Origin of the sequence: Gluconobacter sp. (genome assembly GCF_047723935.1) — a bacterium.
GTDB lineage: Bacteria > Pseudomonadota > Alphaproteobacteria > Acetobacterales > Acetobacteraceae > Gluconobacter.
In genome coordinates this window covers 1-21190 of the sequence record NZ_JBDOBO010000017.1, presented here as the reverse complement: position 1 = coordinate 21190, position 21190 = coordinate 1, and the positions used below count along the sequence as shown (strand labels likewise).

The following is a 21190-nucleotide window of genomic DNA, read 5'->3' as shown; positions in this document are numbered from 1 at the left end:
TAGGAAATCAGCGTCCTGCAAATCCAAGGAAGCCGGATGCCGGATCAGCGGTACCGCCCTTTTCATCGAAATGAGGAGAAGGCGCCGCACGCGTTGCTGTCGAGGCTTTGCCGCCGATTGTCAGGTGACCGCTGCCACCTTTCATCTGCACACCACTATCCTTAACGCTCGTTTCCAGGCGCCCATCCGGATTGTAGGTCCGCATGGAAAGCAGCAGGAACATGATGTCTTTGCGATTCAGGTCAATCGCCATGTCCAGCGGGGTCTGATCGAGAATGTTGTGGCCATTCATGTCAGCACCACGATTCAAGGCTTCTTTGGACGCATTCAGCGAACCGCGATTGATAGCATCAAAGAGAGCCGTCGTCGGGTTCGTGTCCACACGTGCATGGCCCGCATCGTCATCTGCCGCTTCTGCGCCTGGCAGAGCTGAAGGCGGGGCGGCGCGTTTCGCGGCCTTGCGGGCTTCTGCCTTTTTGGCAGATTCTTCCGCTTCCTGTTCAGCTTCTGCGTCATCGGCATCCTGCGCATGGGCAGAGTGCCAGGGCACGAAGATTGTCGGTGTGGCTGCCAAAGCGGCAATCAGCAGAAGGCGGGGCAGGGTGAGGGGCAGTCGCATAGGGTCAATATACTGCGATCTGAAGTCCTGTGCGAGTCTCCAGAATCGTCGTCCGCAACTTGTCACATGCTGCAATATCAACGTCCTTCCCGCCACCAGCCAAAGCCAAGGAATAGTAGGGCGAGAACGAGCGCAAGCCATGCTGGAACGAGGTCCTGCGTTCGCGTTTCCCCGGCCACGGCCGCTTGACTGACTGGCAGGCCGATCCATCCCGAACCGGATAGATCCTGCCCTGTGGTGATTTGTCGCAGATGAGGAATACCGATTCCTGCCCAGTTCTGGCTTCCGCCCGATGCCTGGGCCGTTGCGCCCATGACTGTTGCGGTTGCGCGGAGGTCCTGCCGTTCAAGAATATCCTGTGCGGCAGGACTGGCGAAGGCGACAAGGCCATCTTGCCGGATTGTCCAGATACCGCCGCCCGTTACCGGCATGCTGCCATGCCAGAGGCCTTTCCCGCCTGTCATGGCAATAGGCTGGGTGTGACCGTCGGGAAGAGTCACCATGGCTTGTGGAGTTATGGCGGTCTGACCCAGCGCATGACGGTCCACCAGAAGCTGGCCATTTTCGATGCGGGCACTTAGCCGGTTCTCTTCGAGATCCGGTTCTTTCATGAGCCAGTGCGAGAGGCGCCGCAGGAGTTCAGCTTGTGGGCCTCCACCGCCTTCATTGCGTGACCAGAGCCAAAGCTGATCAGACAGAAGCATCGCAACGCGTCCCTGATCCACTCGGTCAAGCAGAAGGAGGGGTGAGCCATTGGGGCCGTTCATCAAATTCTGGCCGTGTGACTGGTCTACCTTTGCTGAACGGTACCAGGGACCCCAGTCATTGCTGTTGCCCAGTCCCGCAGTGACTGGATGAGCTTTGCCGAGATCTGTCAGAACGGGGCGGAAGGCTTGGGACACCAGGCCATCGGTTGGCACATGCGCAGGGAAAATCTGTGCCAGTGTCGTGTCCTGCAAGGAGCCATCCTGCACGAATTCTGGTCCCGCAGTGACAAGCAGGCCACCGCCACGGCGAACGTAATCCGCGATGTTGGTCAGGTACTCTTCCGGCAGGATGTTGCTGTTGCGAAAGCCATCCAGAATGATGAGATCAAAGCTGCGGATTTTTTCCTGAAACAGCTCCCTGATCGGGAAAGGAATCAGCGCCAGATCTGAAAGCGGTGTGCCGTCATCTGTGCTCGGGGAGCGGAGAATGGTGAAGTGGACCAGATCGACCGACGGGTCCGCTTTCAGCAGTCGGCGCCAAACACGCTCGCTCTGGTTCGGGACGCCAGAAACCAGCAGAACGCGCAGCCGGTCCCGAACACCGCGAATGCGAATAACGTCGTTGTTGTTCAGCGTAGAGGCCTCGCCCGGGAGGGCTGAGACGGAGAGGCCAACCAGTGTTTCACCGGGATGCTGGACAGGAACGGTTATATCCTGCGGCTGGCCTGTTTGGATCGTGCGAGTTGTTGCAGGAGCATCTCCCGCACGGACGGTCAGGGTTGCTGTCGCCGGGGCAGGCGTTCCCAGATCGTCCACCTGAAGGCGAATGGTCGCGTTCTGGCCGACAATGGCATACGGCGGAGTGCTCAAAATTCGCAGACTACGATCCGTCTCTTCTCCCTTCGCCGTCAGAACCAGATGGAGCGGTAGTCTCTGTCCGTTCGGGCCCTGAAAGCGAGTTGGAAGCCGTGATGGGACGTCATGATCCATGCCATCCGTGACAACGATGGCTCCGGCAAAACGACCTTGCGGCAGATCCGCGTGATCCATCGCGTCAAACAGGCGCGTTCCGTGGCCTGAGCCTCCCGGCACATCAATGCGATGAAGTGTCAGGCCCGGCAGGTGCGTTGCATCCTGCGTGATCTGATTGGCTGTCTGATCTGCGAGAGATGCACGCTGCCCGACCTGCATGGACGGAGAATGATCCACGATCAGAAGGGCATCCTGTGGAACAGGTCGTAGAACTGGGTGCAGGGAGCGCGGTCCAGTCATCCAGCCCAGAAGCATCAGAACGGCCAATGCACGCCAGACCATCCCGCGTGCACCACGCACCAGACTGTAAAGGGCGCCTAGAATAATGAGTGCGCCCACAGTAGCCAGAAGCCAAAGTGGAAGCATGGGGGCAAGGTCGAACGTCATGGTGCGTCCTCCTCGTCTTCGTCCGTGCCGACAGAGGGGCTTTGCGTGTCAGGATTGTCCTGCCCCAGGCGATGGAGCATTTCCGGGTAATGGGCCTGATCGCTCTTGTAGTTTCCGGTCAGGGCGTAGAGCACCATGTTGACGCCAAAACGATAGGCTTGTGTGCGCTGATCATCGCCACCGGGGAGAACGGCGTAAGGGTGGTTGCCGGACGCATCGACAGCCCATGCGTGGGCCCAGTCTCCGTTGCCGATGATGACAGGACTGACATCATCGTTCGCTTCATCTCCGTTACGAGCCACATAAACGGGCTGCCCATTGACGCGCCCAGGGAAGCCGCTGTGGAGTAGATAGAACGTGTGCCCCAGAACGTGCTTGTCCGTGAGTTTGGCAAGAGGAGGAATGGTCAGTCCGTCCGTGACGCGCTTCAGAGCGGCTCTCACGGCACCTCCTGATCCTGCATCCATATCCGTGCCGGCGCCCTGCTGATCAATCAGCAGAATCCCGCCGTGATCCATGAAGGCGTTCAGGGCTTTGGTGCGAGCGGCATCCGGTTGTGCGTCTGCTGTAATGGGCCAGTAGATGAGCGGATAAAACGCCAGATCGTCTTTCCCGGGAACCACACCGTCAGGGTGCCCAAGAAGGGCAGAGCTTCGGGCACTTGTATAGTCAGACAGCCCCTGAAGTCCTTCGCGAGAGGCTGTATCCACATCGTCATTGCCAGTGATGACGTAGGCCAGCCGGGTTTCCAATGCGGCCTGCGGCACCGTTGTCGGGAGTGCTGAGGGGACTGGTTGCTGAGCCTGGGCCTGTTGGAACGAAAGTACCACAAGTGCGCCACACAGAGGGCCAAGCAGTCCACGCCGTCGCAGAGACAATGCAAAATCCACAAGCAGGACCAGCAGCCCAGTGGCCAGAAGCCATGGGCCGAATGGCCGGTCTGGTGACGCGCCCTCGGGCGTAAGCCGCGTTCCCAAAAGCATCTCTTCACGAAGCGGAGGGGCATGGTCTGACAGGTTCAGTGGGCGTGTTCCGTGGGCGGGACCATAGAGCCCTGCTGGATGTGTGACGCTGACTTCTGTGGTGGCGAGAGCATTGGCTTTGACGGATCTGGCTGCTGCGGGAGGCATCGTGAGGCCGCCGGTACTGTCCAGCGTGCGCCAAGGGGTAAGATCGGTGGGGCTCGTGCCAGTCACGCCTGCGGAGCGCTCGATCAGACGCTCCAGCATCTGTGGAAACAGGCCGGAAATGGGAAGATTGGACCAGTCAGGAGAGGCTGTGATGTGGAACAGGACAATTTCTCCATTGCCTTCCGACCGTGCCGTGACCAGCGGCGTCCCGTCTGCCAAGGCGGCCCAGACGTGATCCTGCAAACCCGTTTCCGGCTTCGCAAGAACCTGTCGTGAGACTGTCACGTCTGGCGGAATGGCGAGGTCAGCAAAAGGCGACGTGGCGGGGAAAGTTTCCAGAGCCTGAGGCTTGCCCCAAGACATCGGCCCCCCAAGCTGGCGCATACCGCTCATCAGGGGAACGGGCAGCAGGGCATCCGGTGCGTCGTCGGTCGCGTTATCCTGTTGCGAAGACTGAGCGGCTGCAAGGCCCGGCCCAGCAAAGCGGATAAGCATTCCACCATGCCGGACCCACTCGAGAACGCGGTTGCGGGTCTGCTCGCCAGACAGGGATCCATCGGTGGCCACCAAGACGGAAAGTGATGAACCAAGCAGAGCGCTAGCGTCACCGGTTCGGCGTTCGGAGAGTGTATCGAGCGCATGGTTAAGGAAGAATGCTGAACCAATGAGCGGTGTGTTGTCACCGGGCGTCTGAAGGAGACCAACGGGGCGCCGATGCCCGGCGTCTCCTCTCAGCACTGTCGTCGCTGGGCCTGCCAGTCCTTCTACAGCGAAATGATCCAGCTGGTTGCGAAGTAGCGCAGGTAGCGGAAGTATTTTGTCTTCCCCAACCTGAACCGGATACGCCGCCAAGGTCCCGCCATTCCCTGCAACGGCACGAACCGTGGCTGTTCGGCTGGGGCAAGAAAACCCTTCGACCTTTGCATGGAGGGTGCCGTTTGCCTCCTGATTGGCGCTCAGGCGTAGAACATCGCAGGGGTTCCAGCGCATATCTTGGACCGCTTCTGCTTTGCTCGAGGCTCTTTGCAGAGCTTCGTCATGAGGGGCAGCGACCCCGTCAGACAGCAGAGTAATATGTTGGTTCGACAGATTCATATGGCCAAGCTCGTCAGCCAGCCCTGCGCGATCAACCGGCCAGGGCTGAGGGCGCATGTGCTCAAGACGTTCCGAAAGAGCGTGGCTGTCTCTCGTGACGAAAGGCTCCGGCATCGCGCCATCGGGGGAGCGGGCTGCACGAACAAGTGTTACCGGGTTTCCGCTGCGGAGGGCTGACTGTCCAAGGGAAAGAGCCGCTGCAACGCGTTCATTCCAGTGCGGGATTGCGGCCCATCCGTCATCCATAACAATGAGGACAGGACCGTTAGTCTTCCCAGAGCTGTGTGGAATGAGGACGGGACGGGAAAGGCCGAAAATAACCAGTGCAACTGCGGCAATCCGCAGAATCAGAAGCCACAGAGGCGAACGTGCAGCATCCTCCCGCTGCGCCGTCAGGCGCCGGAGCAGTAGCAGCGATGGAAAGGACTTTTCCTGCGGGGCAGGAGGTGTCGCGCGGACAAGCCACCACAGCGCTGGAAGTGCCAGCAGACCAAGTAGAAGAAGAGGCGAGAGAAAAATCATCGTCCGCTTCCCATGGCGAGGTGGAGTGCCAGCAACGCAGGGAGCGGGTCCTGCGATGTTTCATGCACAATGCAGTCGGCGTGCAGGTTTGCCGCACTTGCTTTCAACGCATCCAGATGCGCTGAGACCGCGTGTTCATAAGCTGAGTTGAGACTTTCCACGGCGGGAAGGGTCAGAACACCGCCCTCCAGACCGGAAAAGCGGATTCGTCCTGTCTGGTTAAGGGAACGCTCGCCGGGATCCAGAATGCAGAGCAGATGGACGCGGACAGGCCGACTGGCACAATGCTTGAGAACGGCTTCGATCCGGTCTCCTTCCCAAAGAAAGTCACTGATGAGAACCAGATCTGTCTGAGGTGACAGCGCATTTAGTGGTGGAAGTTCTGGTTCATCCGTCGAAGAGTGAAGGAGAGCTTCGCCAAGCCGGCTGAGCACCTGAGCTCCACCAAAAACGCGTCCGGCTTCTGGCCCTGTCAGAAGGCCAGCCCGTTCACCGCCGCGGAGAGCCGCACCGGCCAGTGCCAGTGTACAGAGCTGAGCACGCTCCCGTTTTGTGGGGAGCTGCACTGAAGACCGCCAGTCCATGGATGCAGATGGGTCGCACCACACAAGCAGAGACTGCGCATTTTCCCGCTCCCGTTCCCGCACCCAGAAGGTGTTTTCGATGGGAGAGCGTGCGGACTGCCGCCAGTCAATGGCTGTCGCTGGTTCCCCAGAATGATAGGGGCGGAACTGCCAGAAGTCTTCCCCACCCCCCGAACGTCTGCGGCCATGTGTGCCGGCCTGAAGGCTGGCAGTAATCTTTTCGGCCTGAAGCAGCAGAGCCGGCAGAGCGAGCCGTTCGGCTGGTGCCGTGAGAGAGGCGGGAGAGTGCCTGTTCTGGGAGGAGAACAGGCCCCGGAGCGTTTCAATCGGACTTTTCACAGGGTTCAGAGAATCGTTTGAGCCTGTGCGCGGATTAGGGCTTCGACTGTTACGCCGGAGGCCCGCGCACCGAAGCCAAGACCAATACGGTGTGAGAGGACGGGTTCTGCCAGCGCGATGACATCGTCCAGGCTGGGGGCAAGACGGCCGTTCAGCAGGGCGCGGGCACGGGTTGCAATCATCAGGGCCTGCGCGGCGCGAGGACCTGGGCCGAAAGAAACGGCATCCCGCACTTCGGAAGAAGCAGACGGGTCTTCTGGGCGAAGCGCGCGCGTCAGGCTCAGGATTGCGTCAACGATTTTATCGCCAACAGGAAGCCGACGAACGAGGGCCTGCGCTGCCAGAAGGGATTCGGCGTTCAGAAGCGTCGGAGCCTGTGCCGTTGTGGCGCCCGTGGTTTGCAGGAGCATCTGGCGCTCTGCGTCCCGGTTGGGGAAATCCAGCGGAATGCGAAGCATGAACCGATCGAGCTGGGCTTCTGGCAGCGGGTAGGTGCCTTCCTGCTCGATCGGGTTCTGTGTTGCGAGAACGTGGAAGGGACTTGGAAGAATATAATCCTTGCCACCCTGCGTCACGCGGTGTTCTGCCATGGCCTGCAATAGGGCGGACTGCGTGCGAGGGCTTGCGCGGTTGATTTCATCCGCCAGCACAAGCTGTCCGAAGATCGGGCCAGGAAGGAATCGGAAGGCCCGCTGTCCGTTGACGTCCTGATCCAGGATTTCAGCGCCCGTGATGTCTGATGGCATCAGATCAGGCGTAAACTGGATACGCGTGGCATCCAGTCCCAGCACGCGGGAGGCCGTATTGACGAGAAGGGTTTTGCCAAGGCCCGGCGCACCCATCAGAAGTGCGTGACCGCCAGACAGGATCGTGACGAGAACCTGCTCGATCACCCGGTCTTGTCCCAGCACGATACTGCCGATAGCTGTGTGGACATCGCGGAGAACAGGGGCCAGACGATCGGCCTCGGCCACATCTGCTTCGCCCCGGAGGGTTCCGGCGGAGGCGCCGGTAGAATAATGCTGCTCGCTCATATCACCAGTCTGACAGGTGTGGGGGTTTCATCAAGGCTCGATTGCACCCAACTTGGTGTGAGAAGAGAAGTTTTCATTTTAACCGGAGGGAAAATTGAGCGCTCATGATTGTCGGGATGTCTCCCCATCTGACGTTTTCCCCGCGACGGGACCTGCCGATGCTGCCGCAGCACCCTCTGCCGGTGTCCGGAAAATTCCATTTCTGATTCGCCGGGATGGCACCTGGCTGTATCGGGGGTCTCCCGTGACGCGCAAGGCGATGCTTTGCATGTTTTCGTCCATGCTGACACGTGATAGCGAAGGCACGTACTGGCTGAAAACACCCATGGAAAGTGGGGTTATTCAGGTGGAGGATGTTCCCTACATCGCCGTTGAAATGGATTTTCGGGGAAGCTGTGGGCGCCACCAGACGCTCTGTTTCCGCACCAATATGGACGAACTCGTTTGCGTGGGGCCGGAACACCCCATCCTGTGTGACTGGGACCGTCCGCTCGATGAGTGTGGAGCCATTCCTTATGTGCATTTGAGAAACGGGGAAGGTGATTTCCCGATACAGGCGCGAATCAGCCGATCCGTCCATTTTGAGCTCGCGGCTCTTGCCGTGCAGGGCCATGTTGAGGGCAAGCCGTGTCTGGGCGTCTGGAGCCAAGACTGTTTCTTCCCGTTATCACGTCAACCATGACGGAGACATCCGGACTTCTGGCCCGTCTGGACGACCGGAGTGGTCTGGATGTTTTGTGGAGGCTCCTGCCAGAAGCACGCCTAGTTGGCGGGTCCGTCAGAGATCTGCTGCGCGGCGTCTCCGTGCACGATCTGGATATGGCAACGCCCGAGCCTCCCGAAATCGTACAGGACATTCTGAAGGCTAACGGAGTCCGGGTTATTCCGACCGGATTATCTCATGGCACGGTGACGGCTGTGATTCGTGGTGTGCCGTACGAAATTACAACCCTACGGCGTGACGAACAGACAGATGGTCGGCATGCTGTGGTCGCCTGGACAGAAAGCTGGGAAGAAGACGCTGCACGTCGCGATTTTACCATCAACGCGATGTCTCTGGATCGGCACGATCGTCTGCATGACTATTTCCAGGGCAGCCGGGACCTTGAAGCCCATCACGTTCGATTTGTTGGAAATGCCGGGCGCCGCATTGAGGAAGATGCTCTGCGGGCGCTCAGATTTTTTCGCTTCGATGCGCGTTATGGCAGGGGAACACCGGATCATGAGGCCTGCACGGCGATTGCGGAGCGGCTTGATCTGATTGATGGCTTGTCTGCCGAACGGATTGCTTCAGAGTTGCTGCGGATTCTGACGGGGCCAAGGTTGCAGGAAACGTTGCAGGCTATGCAGGACGTTGGACTTTTGGCTCGGATTGTCCCTGCACCCAATCTGGTCTTGTTACAGCGGCTTCTGATGTGTGAAGCGCCAGAAAATCCAGTGTTGCGGCTATCGGCTCTCGGTCATGCGCAAGGTGAATTGTTGGCAGAGCGTCTAAAGCTCTCCAATGCGGATCGTGACCGGCTGCGTTTGTTTGATTCTGATCGGCCAGATCTGGCACCCGCAATGTCTGCCGACGATATCCGGCGGGCACGTGTAGAACAAAACCTTTGTGTTTTGCTGGATAGAAGCTGGCTGTTGCAGGCTGCTCTCATTGGTGCCCGGAGCATTGAATGGAACAGGCTGCGAGATCGTCTGAAGCAGGAACCGCAACCTGTGTTCCCGCTTGGAGGCAAAGAGGCCAGAGACGCCGGGATTATGCCGGGCCCAGGTATGGGGCAGTGGTTGGCAAAGGGGCGTTTGTGGTGGATGAGCCATGGGTGCCTTCCGGGCCGAGACGCATGCATGGCTTATCTTCTGAATGAGATGGGCGACGCGTCAGAGTAGGCACATGGTGTCGTCGCGGTTTCGTGCTTTTGCAGAGGCCTGCTAAACCCCCTCGAATGAGCAGAAAGACAGCCCTTGATACAGACAGCCAGATTCTGATTCGACGGATCTGGCGTGATGAAATGCGTCATCACGTGCGCCAGATTGTGAGCGTGGTTGTGCTGACGGTTCTGATGGCAGGACTGACAGCGCTCTATCCAGTGGTGATCAAACGCGCTGTAGACATGTTTGCGGCTCAGGACCCGCGCATTCTTTACCAGGTGCCGGCACTCGTTGTGATTGTAACGACCCTCAAAGCTGCCTCGCAGTATGGGCAGACAATTGCCGTTCAAGGGCTGGTACTGACTGTTATCCGTGGGCTTCAGTCGCGGATGTTTGCACATGCCCTGCAAACAGACATTTCGCGCATTGAGCGCGAAGCGCCTGCTCAGTGGGCTGCACGTTTCACAACGGACGCTGTTTCGATCCGTGAAGCCATGGTCCGGGTCGTGAATGCGCTGGGCGACGCTGTTACTGTGGTCGGGCTTGTAGCAGCCATGATCTGGGCTGACTGGGAACTTAGCCTGATTGCTCTAGTGCTTTATCCCGTCGCAGCCGTGCCGATTCAGAAGCTTGGCAAGAAGGTTCGTCGGGCTTCGGGGGGAATGCAGGAGCAGATTGGCGAGACTTCTGCGCTCCTCAATGAGAGCTTTGCCCTAGCGCGTCAGGTGCGCATTTATCGGATGGAAAGCCGGGAAAGCGAGCGCGTCGATCATTCTCTGGATCTGTTGCACACTGCTTTTCTGCGGATTGCGAAGGGACGTGCACGCGTCGATCCCGTTCTGGAAGTTCTGGGTGGTACAGCTGTTGCCGTTGTGCTGGGCTTCGCTGGGTGGCGTGCGGCCATGGGGGGCGCCACGCTTGGCGATTTCACAGCTTTCATCACAGCGCTGCTGACCGCGGCGCGCCCCATTCGGGCTCTGGGCTCTCTTAATACGGCGATGCAGGAAGGATTGGCCGGGCTGTCTCGTGTCTTTGCCGTTATTGATGAGCCTCCTGCGGTTGTCGAACGGACGGACGCTCTGGCGGTTCCAACTGGGACAGGGCATCTGGTTTTTGAAGAGGCGTCTTACGAATACGAAGATGGGCGTGTCGGACTGGCTGGTCTGACCCTGGATGTTCAACCAGGGCAAACAGTCGCGCTGGTGGGCCCTAGTGGTGCGGGAAAATCGACTGCACTCTCCCTTATCCCACGTCTGCATGACGTGACGGCAGGGCGTATTCTGCTGGAGGGCGTAGATATCCGGGATGTGCGTGTATCGTCCCTGCGTGATGCGATTGCGTATGTCAGTCAGGACACGACGCTTTTCGATATGTCGCTCATGGAGAATATCTGGATCGGCCGTCCGGATGCGAGCAGGGAAGAGGTCGAGAACGCCTGTCGGATGGCGGCTGTCGATTTTCTCGGTAACCTTCCTCATGGACTGGAAACGCGTGTTGGACCGGGGGGGCGGCGCCTCTCAGGGGGACAGCGACAGCGTGTTGCTCTCGCGCGGGCTCTTCTGCGTAACCCGCGCGTGCTGTTGCTGGACGAAGCAACAAGTGCGCTAGATTCGGAAAGTGAATCTCGTGTTCAGGAAGCTCTCGGCACGCTTCGCACAGGCCGCACCACTGTTATTGTGGCGCACCGGCTTTCAACCGTGCAGGCTGCTGATGTGATCGTTGTAATGGATGAGGGGCGAGCTGTTGAAGCGGGCTCTCATGCTGAGCTTCTAAAAAAGAACGGCCTCTACGCCCGCTTGGTCCGAAGCCAGTCTCTTGAAGCGGCCTGATAGAGATTTTTGAGTTCAGGCAGGAGCTTTTCATAAAGCTCTCGCTTGAATCCCAGATTGCGCTGAAGAAGATCCTCAGGGGCAATCCATTCCCATGTATCGAACTCGGGCGGGAGATGAAGATCCAGACGGATATCCCCGTCCTCCCCATCAAATCCGAGAACAAACCATTTCTGTGTCTGGCCTCTGAATTTTCCGCCTAGCGCACGGCCAATCAGGGGGACAGGAAGATCGTAAGACAGCCAGTCCGGCCGTTCTGCGAGCAGTGTCGCCTTTGTGCAGCCAGTTTCTTCCTCAAGTTCACGGAAGGCCGCAGTTCGCGGGTCTTCTCCGTCATCGATACCGCCCTGAGGACATTGCCAGATATCCCCAGGCAGATCGGCGCGACGGGCGACAAAGAGCTCTCCATGACGATTGAACAACGCCACGCCAACATTGGGGCGGTAGGGCAGGTCTGAAAAATCGGTCATAGGGGTGCCGTCTGAATGTTTGTTGACTGGATGAATGCCTGATGATCCGTCGTGCCGTTGTCGGCAAGTGCGGAGGGCGGGACCAGAATGAAACGCTCTGCTGCCGGGCTTTTCAACCATGCTTCAAGGCGGTCGATTGCGACGGGTGTCAACGGCCCCATCATCAACAGAACATGGGTGGGCTTGGCCCCGCCCGGGACTAGGGCTGCAAATTTTGCGTCAAGCGTCTTGGCATCTGTGTCACCATTGATCCACGTGGACGCTGTCATACCCCGTATATGACGGTCTTCCTGCGAAGATCTGCTGATATACAGAAAGCCACGACTGGAAATCGTATCTGCCAGAGATTGAAATGCAGGCATAGCTGCGTAGCCATCTGCCGGCTGGCTGTCTCCGGCTTCGGAAGCATCGGTTAGACCTGTGGCTCCTTTAGCCTGCGAGAGGCACCAGTCCAGTTCCTGTCGGTCTTCTGCTTCCGAATTGCCATAGCCTAACGCATGAGGGCCTTCGTCAACTTGCTCCGGATGAGCGCTTTGCATGGGGAGTGTGACGTAAGTTTCGCGATGGGCAGCATGTGCTCGGGACAGGACGTCCGTCAGGTTGCCAAGATAGGGTGACACACCGACAGCAACAGGCTCAGGGATACGGGAAAGGACGTCATATGTCATGGCGTCTGAATATCCGAAACCTTCGAGCACGATGGCCACAACACTTTTGCCTGAAGCTGTAATTGTCGTCAGATCAGTATGGGTTGTCTGCGCAATCGGGGGCGGCATTCCCGGGGTTTTTATCGCTGACGCAGGTTGTACTGGTGAGACTGATGAATTTGCGTTGAGAGCGGCTTTGGAGTTCTGATTTACCGGCGTAGCCGGGGGGGATGTCTTTTCACCGGAAGCAGTATTTTTTGGCGGGTGTGACGGTATCGCCAGAGCAGTTTCGGTTTTTTGTGGTGGCACGTCTGCAGGTGTTTGATGCCGAAGCATCAGGGCTGCTGACGTGCCACCAACGAGGACGACACCCCAGAACGCGATCAGAAGGCGCCCGATAACGGGAAGGCGGCTCCAGAGCCCAGAGTGGGATGAAGCGGGACGGTTCTGCACGGTCTGGGCTGTCCTGTGTCGTTCTACGGGTTAGTGCGTCGGCGCCGGTGCAGGGGCGGCCTTTTTGTCTGCTGGAGGCGCTTTGACTTCCGTAGCCTGCTCCACTGCGGGTGGAGGATTGGAGATCCCAGCCATGGCGTTGACGACCTTGATGGCCTGCTGCAGCTGGAAGTCCGTTGCAGGTTTGGTCAGATCAAATTTCGGCCAGTCTGCCGGCGGAGCTTTCGGAATAGACTTGGAGATCGGGGGCAGATCGGTCCGAGGCGTTTCTGCTGTCCGGTTTCCACCGACATTGGTCAGAATGTGGGACAGGTCTGCTTCCCGATAACCATAGGCGTCATCGTCCTTGGTTTCCGCAACGGGGATGTCAGGCGTGATGCCCAGTCCCTGGATGGAACGGCCAGATGGCGTGTAATAACGCGCCGTTGTCAGGCGAACGGCACCCTGATCTCCAATAGGAATCAGTGTTTGGACAGACCCCTTGCCAAACGTCTTTTCACCCAGAATGACAGCCCGACGATGGTCTTTTAGCGCTCCGGCCACGATTTCACTGGCAGACGCAGAGCCACCATTGGTCAGAACGACAATCGGAAGGCCATTTGTAATGTCCGTGCCGCGCGCATCCCAGCGCTGGTTGTTTTCAGCATGCCGCCCGCGGATGGAGACGATTTCTCCTTCCTTGATGAAGTCATCAGAGACGGCAATAGCCTGATCCAGCTTGCCGCCCGGATTGGATCGCAGATCAAGAATGATACCTGTCAGCTTGTGGGCTGAACTCTTGGCAGCTTCAGCCTTCAGTTTGTCAAAAGCGGCATGCATTGCGCCTTCGAGATCATCGTCGAACTCTGTCAGGCGAATATATGCAGTGCTGCCGTACAGAGCGGACCTTACGATCTGGACGTGAACGATTTCGCGCTTCATGTCGAACGTGAGTGTCTTGCCCGTTTTCGGACGAACCACGGTCAGGCTGATGGATGTTCCCGGATCGCCGCGCATCTTGCGAACAGCTTGATCGAGCGTCAGGCCATCAATGCTCTTGTGATCCACCATGGTGATGAAGTCACCAGTCTGGATACCAGCCCGTGCGGCAGGCGTGCCATCAATTGGAGACACAACGCGCACATGGCCGGATTCAGCCTGAACCTGTAGGCCCAGACCGCCGAACTTGCCGGAAATCTCGGTCTGCATGTCCTTGAACTGGGCGGCGGTCATGTAAGATGAGTGGGGATCGAGTTCGCCAACCATGCCGTCCAGAGCATTGTTGATGAGGTCTTTATCCGTCACGGGATGGACGTATTCAGCTTTCACAACATCCATGACCGTGCCGAGCAAAGTCAGGAGGCGAACGGTTTCAGCGCTGTTGTCGTGAGAGACGTCGCGAGCGATGGCGGCGGTGGGGAAACTGCCAGCGGACCCGACGAGACGCAGTGCGCCCGGTCCGACAGCCAGTCCGGCCAGAAAGGCGGTGCCCAGCAACAGGCCAGTACGGAACTTCATGTGATCTCCATCCTCGGGAACGGGCGTGCTTCCGGCGTCTCTTGCAGTGTGTGAACTAGCGCGAAACGGGTTGCCGAAATGTTAAGACGTGATCTTACAGTGTCCTGCCCTGTCAGAAAACAGGGTCACAGAAACGGAGCAGGGCTGACGATCTGGGCGCCGTGGCGCAACTGGACAAAGAGCAGCCCCTCAGCAGACGGCATTTGCCCGAGTGCGGCGGCTTTCCTGACACTTTGCCCGCTGGAAACACCCAGTGATCCCAAGCCAGAGAGAACAAAGCGGTAATTCTGTCCACAATCCAGAATCAACATCTGTCCAAAAGAGCGGAACGGACCGGAAAAGACGATTCGGCCACTGCACGGAGCTTGAACGGAGGCTGAAGGTGCGGCGGCATAGGTGATGCCTGTTGACGGGCCAGCTTCCGTATCCTGTCCCCAGCGAACCGCAATACGCCCGGTGACAGGTGCGTGGCCGCTCCCGGAAGAAACACCGTTTCCGGCGGAAAGAGCTTTGACCTGAGCACGGGCTTTGCGCGCCTGTTCCATCTGATGGCTCTTTGCGAGCGCGCGGGCTTCGGCTTCCAGTGTTGCTTTGGCCTGAGCTTCCTGTCGGGCGATTGCGTCAATTTCCGCAGAAAGGTCCGCAGACGCCTTCATCGCTTCGGCAACTGCGGATTTCGCACGGCGTGCGGCCTGGTCCGAGACGTTTTCCTGCTTGGCTGCAATCCGGGTTTTGGCGGCCGCGATATCACGTTGATGCGTCTGTGACTGAAGGAGGCCATCGAGCTCTTTCTGGCGGGCTTCCAGAGTGGCCCCGATTTCCTGAAGCTCATCTTCCTTCATTTGCAAGTTTGCAGCCCGCTGCTGGGTCAGGCGGGAGAAACCTCCTAAAATGGAAAGCGCGGTAATGCTCTCCGTCGCAGTCGTCGGGGAGGCCAGCAGAGCAGCATCGGGCGCTATCGAGAGTCTCGCGGCAACAGGCAGGAGCGGTTGGAGCGCTTGGTTTTCGTGGGCAATATCCTGCCGCACGGTTGCTTGCCGACTGGTGAGATCTGCGATTTCGACATTCAAAGCCGCGATACGGGAACGTGTCGTCTGTACAACGGTCTGGGCCGTGTGGGTCTGAGCGGCCAGTGCATCTTTTCGCGCGCTGTCCTGCAAGGCCTTTTGCTGTGCAGCAACGGCAGCAGCCTGTCTGGCACGGAGTGTGGCGGCTTCCTGAGCCTGCTGTGTCTCAAGCGCTTTCCGAGCCGCTTGAGCACGGGCGAGCGCTTGTTGTCCCGCACTTAGGGCATGCGTCGGGTGGGCGTGGGTAGTGGTATGATGCCCATGAGGCGTGGACGCAGTCGCGGCCACCAGCAATGGCGAGAACGCCAAAACCAGTGGCAGAACGACGGCTGAGTCAGGCGTTTTCAAGTAGGGAGACGCCCGTCATCGCTGGGGGCTGAGCAAGACCCAGAAGTGCCAGAAGCGTCGGGGCGAGGTCTGCCAGGCGTCCGTCGTGAAGCGTTTTGCCGTCAGCATGGGCCAGAATGACCGGAACGACGTTGAGGGTGTGGGCCGTATGAACGCCGCCCGTCTCAGGGTCCCGCATGGTTTCGCAGTTTCCGTGATCGGCGGTGACGATCAGTGTGCCACCTGCACGGACAAGTGCGTCATTGATGCGGCCCAGCCCTTGATCCACGGTTTCGCAGGCCTTGATGGCAGCGGGCAGGGAGCCCGTGTGGCCGACCATGTCCGGATTTGCGAAATTCAGAATGATCATGTCAAAGCGGCCGGAATCAATGGCTTCGACGGCACGGTCTGTCAGCTCAGGAGCGGACATTTCCGGCTGTAGGTCGTAGGTGGCGACCTTAGGAGACGGCACGAGAATGCGCTCTTCGCCCGGAAGCTGAACTTCGCGACCACCGTTCAGGAAGTATGTGACGTGAGGGAATTTCTCAGTTTCGGCCATACGAAGCTGAGTCTTGCCAGCCTTGGCCACGACCTCACCCAGAAGATCTTCCAGAGAGACTTTGGGGAACAGGACTGTCATGTAGGGCGACAGATGATCCGAGTAGCGCGTCATGCCGGTAATGGCGGCAAATTTGATGCGGCGACCGCTGTCGTATCCATCAAAGTCCGGTGCCACGAGAACGTCCAGCAACTGACGGATACGATCGGCACGGAAATTACAGGAGAGAATGCCGTCACCGTCCTTCATGCCTCCATACTGTCCAAGGACAGTTGGCAGAACGAATTCGTCTCCCTTGTCTTCCGCGTAGCTAGCTTTGAGTACAGAGAGGGCGTTATCTGCATGAGGGCCTTGGCCATCACGGATCGCATCCACGGCCAGCTTGACGCGCTCCCAACGACGATCGCGGTCCATGGCGTAGTAGCGGCCACTGATTGTGGCAATCTGTACGGTCTGTGGCAGATCTCGAAGGAGGGCTGAAATGAATTCCTCGCCGGAGCGCGGGGGAGTATCACGGCCGTCACTGAAGATATGTAGAGCGACAGGCACTCCTGCTGCGCTGACGATTTTCGCGAGAGCCAGAATATGGTCCTGGTGTGCATGAACGCCGCCGGGAGAGACGAGACCCATCAGATGGCAGGTTCCGCCTGAAACCTTCAGCGCATGAATATATTCTTTGAGGGCTGTATTTTCGGCGAGTGAGCCGTCACGGGCACTACGAGAAATGCGAGGTAGTTCCTGCATCACGACGCGACCTGCACCAATATTCAGGTGGCCGACCTCGGAATTTCCCATCTGGCCTTCAGGAAGTCCGACATCTTCTCCGCATGTCTTAAGAAAAGCATGCGGGTTGTCCGCCCAAAGTCCGTCAAACGTTGGCGTGTTTGCCAGTCTTACCGCGTTATCAGAGTTTTCTTCACGCCAGCCGAACCCATCCAGAATGACAAGCATGACGGGGCGGCGTGGAGAAGAAGCGGTATGGGACATGATTGGACTTCCTGTCTCGCATTAAGGAGGAAAAGACTGTTGGGCATTATGCCACCTCTCCTCCAAAATGCGAACGCCCGCCAGATGGCGGGCGTTGCAGGTGACATGACAGTCGCGTGAGCGTCAGATCTTGTCGATGCCGCCTTTGACGGCGTCCTTGACGTCACCCTTGGCGGTCTGGGCCTGTCCCTTCAGATTTTGGACAACGCCTTCACCTTCAAGCTTTTCATCGTCGGTGACACGACCAACTTCTTCCTTGATCTTGCCGACGACCTTGTTGGTGGCGCCTTTGATCTTGTCTTCAATGGAGCTCATGACATTACCTCCTGAAACAGGGTTGCCGAACATAAACGGCTGGTGAGGCAGGAAGTTTCATGTCTTGCACTCAGATATGCGTGACAAAGCGGCGTGCGGCTTCCATATATCCAAGACTGAAAACCTCAGATTTTCTGGAGATTGACCATGACCCAAAGCTGCGGTCCCGTTTTGGGAACCAATGGCGGGGGGTGTGGCGTCGGCCTCACGCCGGAACAGCGCCGTATCCTGCTCGAGCATGGCACCGAATATCCCGGTTCCAGCCCGCTGAATGATGAAAAGCGGGCAGGAATTTATGCCTGCGCAGGATGTGGGCGTGAACTTTTTTCATCCGCCACGAAATACGAGAGCGGAAGTGGCTGGCCGTCTTTTTTCGCGCCTTTGGAAAACGGTGTCGGGACGACGCAGGACGCCAGCCACGGAATGGTTCGGACGGAAGTGCACTGTGCGGGTTGTCATGGGCATCTGGGGCATGTTTTTCCTGATGGGCCACCGCCCACAGGGTTACGGTATTGCATGAACGGTCTGGCACTCGATTTTCGCCCGGCCGAAGGAGAAAAAGCATGAGTCAGGCGCTGCCGCCTATCGTTCTCGACCACCCGCTGGTGCGCCACAAGCTGACCCGTCTGCGTGATAAGAATACATCTACAGCAGGCTTTCGTCGGCTGACCCGTGAGCTCAGTCTGCTTCTGGCCTATGAAGCGACGCGCGGGCTTTCTCTGGCGTCTCGCCATATTGAAGCCCCGAGCGGGCCAATGGAAGGTGAGGAACTGGACGGCAAGAAGCTGTGCTTCGTCTCCATTCTGCGCGCAGGAAACGGCCTTCTGGACGGAATGCTGGATCTGGTTCCGTCTGCGCGTGTGGGACATATTGGTCTGCGCCGCGACCATGAAACGCTGGAAGTCAGCGAATATTATTTCAATATGCCAAGCGACGTTCCGGGGCGGACATGTATTGTTCTGGACCCGATGCTCGCCACCGGGCATTCCGCTGCGGCGGCTGTTGCGCGCGTCAAGGAAGCGGGTGCTATTTCACCTGTTTTCGCCTGCCTGCTCGCAGCACCGGAAGGCATTGATTACATGACGAAGCTGCACCCTGATGTGCAGATCGTAACGTGTTGTGTTGATCAGAAGCTTGATGAACACGGATACATCGTCCCGGGTCTGGGCGACGCTGGCGATCGTCTTTTCGGGACGCGCTAAACGGGTTCAAATGTTCAGCACACGCGCTTGTGTGCTGAACATCCCGCCGTTTTGTGGCCGGTTATGCATCACCCCCGTTCAGGAGATGAAGTACCATGACCGCTTACGCTATTTTCATTCGTGACAAATTGACCGACCCAGCCGAGTTTGAAGCCTATTCAAATGGTGTCGGCGAGACCTTTAAGGGGCATCCTGCCAAAATTCTTGCTGCCTACGGAAAGCAGGAAAAGCTTGAAGGTATCGAGCCAGATGGTGTCGTTATTGTCGAATTTCCGGATATTGCTGCTGCCCGGGCCTGGTATGACAGCCCAGCCTATCAAACGGTCGCGAAGCATCGCTGGAAGGCCGCTTCTTACAACGTGGTGATTGTAGAAGGCGTCTGAATTTCGGAAATTAGGTTGCAGTTGCATTGTGTTCGACGCTGGGAGACCAGATCGAACACAATGCGTGCAGTTTCAGTCCCGTCGAACGATGTAATGACGGGCAAGATCGGTTTCGATCTGCGTGGCGTGCTGAGTGTCACGGGCTTCGATCATCACAACCAGCTCGGCTGTCTGAACTGACGGCGAGGCAAAAAGGCGATGATGAGACACTTCGATGATGTTTCCACCGTAATTGCCAATACGCGCGGAGATGTCAGCCAGCATTCCGGGGCGGTCGGGAATTTGGAAGATTAGGCGAAGAATTCTTCCGTCCCGGAGAAGAGAGCGAAGGATCGTATTGGCCAGAATACGGGCATTGATGTTGCCACCCGACAAGGGAAGGGCAACCTTGCGGCCCTTGAACAGCTCAGGGTTGGCCAGAACAGCAGCCAGACCCGTCGCGCCAGCGCCTTCGCAGACCTGCTTGGCTTTTTCTGCCAGCGTCGTGATGGCGCTTTCGACCTGAAGTTCGTTAACCACGAGAATTTTGGAAATCCGGTGACGAAATGCTCTGAGGCAATGATCGCCCAACTGCGTTACGGCAATGCCTTCAGCAATTGTCGAGCCACCGAGAGTGGCACCACCTTCTGTCGGAAATGCGGCTAGAGAGGCATAAGCCTCGACCTGAACGCCAATGATTTCCACATCGGGGCGAAGTGCAGCCATGACGGTTGCAAAACCACCGATCAGGCCGCCACCGCCGACAGGGACGACAACCGTATCAATGTCAGGCGCATCTTCGAGAAGCTCGAGTGCAGCAGTCCCCTGACCCGCAATGACGGCAGGGTCATTGAACGGATGGACGAGGACCCGACCTTCTTTATTCTGAATTTCTTCCGCCGTGACGCATGCAGAAGCAAAATCGTCGCCTGCGAGGACAACATTTGCTCCCCATGCCTGGGTCGCTGCAACTTTGGTTGCTGGCGTAAAGCGGGGCATGACGATCGTGGCATCAATACCAAGGAGGCTGGCCTGACGCGCCACACCCTGTGCGTGATTGCCTGCCGAGACTGTAATAACGCCGCGGGCGCGTTCCTCGGGCGTCAGGAGCGCCATTTTGTTGGCGGCTCCCCGCTCCTTGAACGAGCCGATAGCCTGAAGATTTTCAAGCTTGAGCGTAATTTCGGTACCTGTCAGGCGGGAAAGGGCCGGGCAGGCAATCGTCGGCGTGCGAACAACCGTGGACGCAATACGCTTCTGAGCGTTTTCAATGTCCAGAAGGGTCACGACAGGGGCGACGGACGTCAGGACGTCAGACATTAGCGGTATGTGACTTTCAGGATCTCGTAGCTGCGGTCACCGCCGGGAGCGGGAACGGAGATGGTGTCGCCTACATCTTTGCCAATCAGTGCCTTCGCCAGAGGAGACGAGATTGAAATCAGGCCCTGCTTGATGTCGGCTTCATGAACGCCAACGATCTGATAGGCGTTTTCCTTGTCCGTCTCTTCGTCAACGACTTCGATATGCGCGCCGAAACGTACTTTCGTGCCGGTCAGGGTCGAAGGATCAATAACTTCTGCCGAGGAAACAATGCTTTCCAGCTCAAGTACGCGACCTTCGATGAAAGACTGACGGTCTCGGGCAGCGTGATATTCGGCGTTTTCGGAAAGGTCGCCGTGTTCGCGGGCTTCTGCGATGGCACGAATGACTGCAGGGCGGTCAACGCTCTTGAGGGTACGCAGTTCGTCTTCAAGACGCTGCAGTCCCTTTGCGGTCATGGGGATCTTCTGCACTCTGAAATCCTCGGAAAAGCGTGACTGAAATTGAATGAACAGCCTGACAACATAGGATTTTAGGGGGGTTTATGCAAGGTGGCGCGTTTTTGTTTATCGAAAAGCGATAAAATTCTTGGCAGGCAACACCTGTCGGTGCTTATCGTTTTTCGATAAGGAGAAGTCATTATGAAAAAAGTTGATACCTTGCGCCGTGTTCGTCAGATCCTGCGTTTTCTCTTTGGGATCTCATCGGTGCTTTTTTGGGGCGAACTAGTGCTCTTGGCATGCACTCTTGTTCTGACACCGGTACTCCATTTTTTCGGAGGAAACTTCTTTTATTCTCTGTCGCAGAGTGTTGTTGAAATATTTGGTCTCATCATAGCAG

The 21190-nt window shown here is 57.9% G+C and carries 20 protein-coding genes; 7 read left to right on the top strand and 13 right to left on the bottom strand.

Annotated features, from left to right (window positions below; translation table 11 throughout):
• Nucleotides 1–7 precede the first annotated feature (7 nt).
• From ABF979_RS08270 to ABF979_RS08250, 5 genes are all read right to left on the bottom strand, one after another.
• Nucleotides 8–619 (bottom strand): ankyrin repeat domain-containing protein, encoded by a 612-nt coding sequence (locus tag ABF979_RS08270; RefSeq protein ID WP_046901203.1) that lies wholly within the window; start codon nt 617–619, stop codon nt 8–10.
• A 77-nt stretch (nt 620–696) separates the two neighbouring features.
• Nucleotides 697–2745 carry a VWA domain-containing protein gene (locus ABF979_RS08265; RefSeq protein WP_415559087.1) on the bottom strand — a complete coding sequence of 683 codons (2049 nt, stop codon included), beginning with the start codon at nt 2743–2745 and terminating at the stop codon, nt 697–699.
• Nucleotides 2742–5492: a DUF4159 domain-containing protein gene (locus ABF979_RS08260; protein ID WP_415559085.1), complete on the bottom strand. Its 2751-nt coding sequence runs from the start codon at nt 5490–5492 to the stop codon at nt 2742–2744. The genes ABF979_RS08265 and ABF979_RS08260 overlap by 4 nt, the downstream gene beginning before the upstream one ends.
• Nucleotides 5489–6415, bottom strand: coding sequence for a DUF58 domain-containing protein (locus ABF979_RS08255; protein WP_415559083.1), 927 nt, complete (start codon nt 6413–6415; stop codon nt 5489–5491). The genes ABF979_RS08260 and ABF979_RS08255 overlap by 4 nt, the downstream gene beginning before the upstream one ends.
• A gap of 5 nt (nt 6416–6420) precedes the next feature.
• Nucleotides 6421–7449, bottom strand: a complete 1029-nt coding sequence (locus tag ABF979_RS08250; RefSeq protein WP_046901207.1) for an AAA family ATPase — start codon at nt 7447–7449, stop codon at nt 6421–6423.
• A gap of 94 nt (nt 7450–7543) precedes the next feature.
• On the opposite strand from ABF979_RS08250, the gene ABF979_RS08245 reads away from it, so the two are divergent.
• The 3 genes from ABF979_RS08245 to ABF979_RS08235 are packed head-to-tail and all read left to right on the top strand — an operon-like array spanning nt 7544 to nt 11144.
• Nucleotides 7544–8131 carry a DUF1285 domain-containing protein gene (locus tag ABF979_RS08245; protein WP_415559081.1) on the top strand — a complete coding sequence of 196 codons (588 nt, stop codon included), beginning with the start codon at nt 7544–7546 and terminating at the stop codon, nt 8129–8131.
• Nucleotides 8128–9333 (top strand): CCA tRNA nucleotidyltransferase, encoded by a 1206-nt coding sequence (locus ABF979_RS08240; RefSeq protein ID WP_415559079.1) that lies wholly within the window; start codon nt 8128–8130, stop codon nt 9331–9333. The genes ABF979_RS08245 and ABF979_RS08240 overlap by 4 nt, the downstream gene beginning before the upstream one ends.
• A gap of 56 nt (nt 9334–9389) precedes the next feature.
• Nucleotides 9390–11144, top strand: a complete 1755-nt coding sequence (locus ABF979_RS08235; protein WP_415559077.1) for an ABC transporter ATP-binding protein — start codon at nt 9390–9392, stop codon at nt 11142–11144.
• Here the strand turns inward: ABF979_RS08235 and ABF979_RS08230 are convergent.
• The 6 genes from ABF979_RS08230 to ABF979_RS08205 form a co-directional block, all read right to left on the bottom strand.
• A complete protein-coding gene (locus ABF979_RS08230; protein ID WP_415559076.1) occupies nt 11102–11614 on the bottom strand; it encodes an RNA pyrophosphohydrolase in 513 nt (170 codons plus the stop codon). The two genes, ABF979_RS08235 and ABF979_RS08230, sit on opposite strands and share 43 nt — an antisense overlap.
• Nucleotides 11611–12714: a divergent polysaccharide deacetylase family protein gene (locus tag ABF979_RS08225; protein ID WP_415559074.1), complete on the bottom strand. Its 1104-nt coding sequence runs from the start codon at nt 12712–12714 to the stop codon at nt 11611–11613. Before ABF979_RS08225 ends, ABF979_RS08230 begins: the two co-directional genes overlap by 4 nt.
• Nucleotides 12715–12744: 30 nt before the next feature.
• Entirely contained in the window at nt 12745–14211 is a 1467-nt protein-coding gene (locus tag ABF979_RS08220) for a S41 family peptidase (protein ID WP_415559072.1), read from the bottom strand.
• Nucleotides 14212–14336: 125 nt separating this feature from the next.
• Nucleotides 14337–15626: a murein hydrolase activator EnvC family protein gene (locus tag ABF979_RS08215; RefSeq protein WP_415559070.1), complete on the bottom strand. Its 1290-nt coding sequence runs from the start codon at nt 15624–15626 to the stop codon at nt 14337–14339.
• Nucleotides 15613–17151 carry a 2,3-bisphosphoglycerate-independent phosphoglycerate mutase gene (gpmI, locus tag ABF979_RS08210; RefSeq protein WP_415559068.1) on the bottom strand — a complete coding sequence of 513 codons (1539 nt, stop codon included), beginning with the start codon at nt 17149–17151 and terminating at the stop codon, nt 15613–15615. The genes ABF979_RS08215 and gpmI overlap by 14 nt, the downstream gene beginning before the upstream one ends.
• Before the next feature lie 123 nt (nt 17152–17274).
• The gene (locus ABF979_RS08205; protein WP_046901216.1) at nt 17275–17466 is read right to left on the bottom strand and encodes a CsbD family protein; all 192 of its coding nucleotides are present in this window, start codon (nt 17464–17466) and stop codon (nt 17275–17277) included.
• A gap of 147 nt (nt 17467–17613) precedes the next feature.
• On the opposite strand from ABF979_RS08205, the gene msrB reads away from it, so the two are divergent.
• The 3 genes from msrB to ABF979_RS08190 all read left to right on the top strand — a co-directional run bounded on the left by msrB (nt 17614) and on the right by ABF979_RS08190 (nt 19051).
• Nucleotides 17614–18033, top strand: a complete 420-nt coding sequence (gene msrB / locus ABF979_RS08200) for a peptide-methionine (R)-S-oxide reductase MsrB (protein WP_203547637.1) — start codon at nt 17614–17616, stop codon at nt 18031–18033.
• On the top strand, nt 18030–18668 hold the full coding sequence (gene upp, locus ABF979_RS08195) for a uracil phosphoribosyltransferase (protein WP_064275018.1): 639 nt from the start codon (nt 18030–18032) through the stop codon (nt 18666–18668). The genes msrB and upp overlap by 4 nt, the downstream gene beginning before the upstream one ends.
• A 95-nt stretch (nt 18669–18763) precedes the next feature.
• Nucleotides 18764–19051 (top strand): DUF1330 domain-containing protein, encoded by a 288-nt coding sequence (locus ABF979_RS08190; protein ID WP_099213198.1) that lies wholly within the window; start codon nt 18764–18766, stop codon nt 19049–19051.
• 72 nt (nt 19052–19123) lie between these two features.
• On the opposite strand, the gene ABF979_RS08185 is transcribed toward ABF979_RS08190, so the two are convergent.
• Together ABF979_RS08185 and greA are read right to left on the bottom strand one after the other, a co-directional pair.
• Nucleotides 19124–20350: a threonine ammonia-lyase gene (locus tag ABF979_RS08185; protein ID WP_415559065.1), complete on the bottom strand. Its 1227-nt coding sequence runs from the start codon at nt 20348–20350 to the stop codon at nt 19124–19126.
• Nucleotides 20350–20823: a transcription elongation factor GreA gene (greA, locus tag ABF979_RS08180; protein WP_086632975.1), complete on the bottom strand. Its 474-nt coding sequence runs from the start codon at nt 20821–20823 to the stop codon at nt 20350–20352. Before greA ends, ABF979_RS08185 begins: the two co-directional genes overlap by 1 nt.
• 168 nt (nt 20824–20991) lie before the next feature.
• On the opposite strand from greA, the gene ABF979_RS08175 reads away from it, so the two are divergent.
• The coding region (locus ABF979_RS08175) for a hypothetical protein (protein ID WP_415559064.1) at nt 20992–21190 on the top strand (199 nt) is incomplete at its 3' end.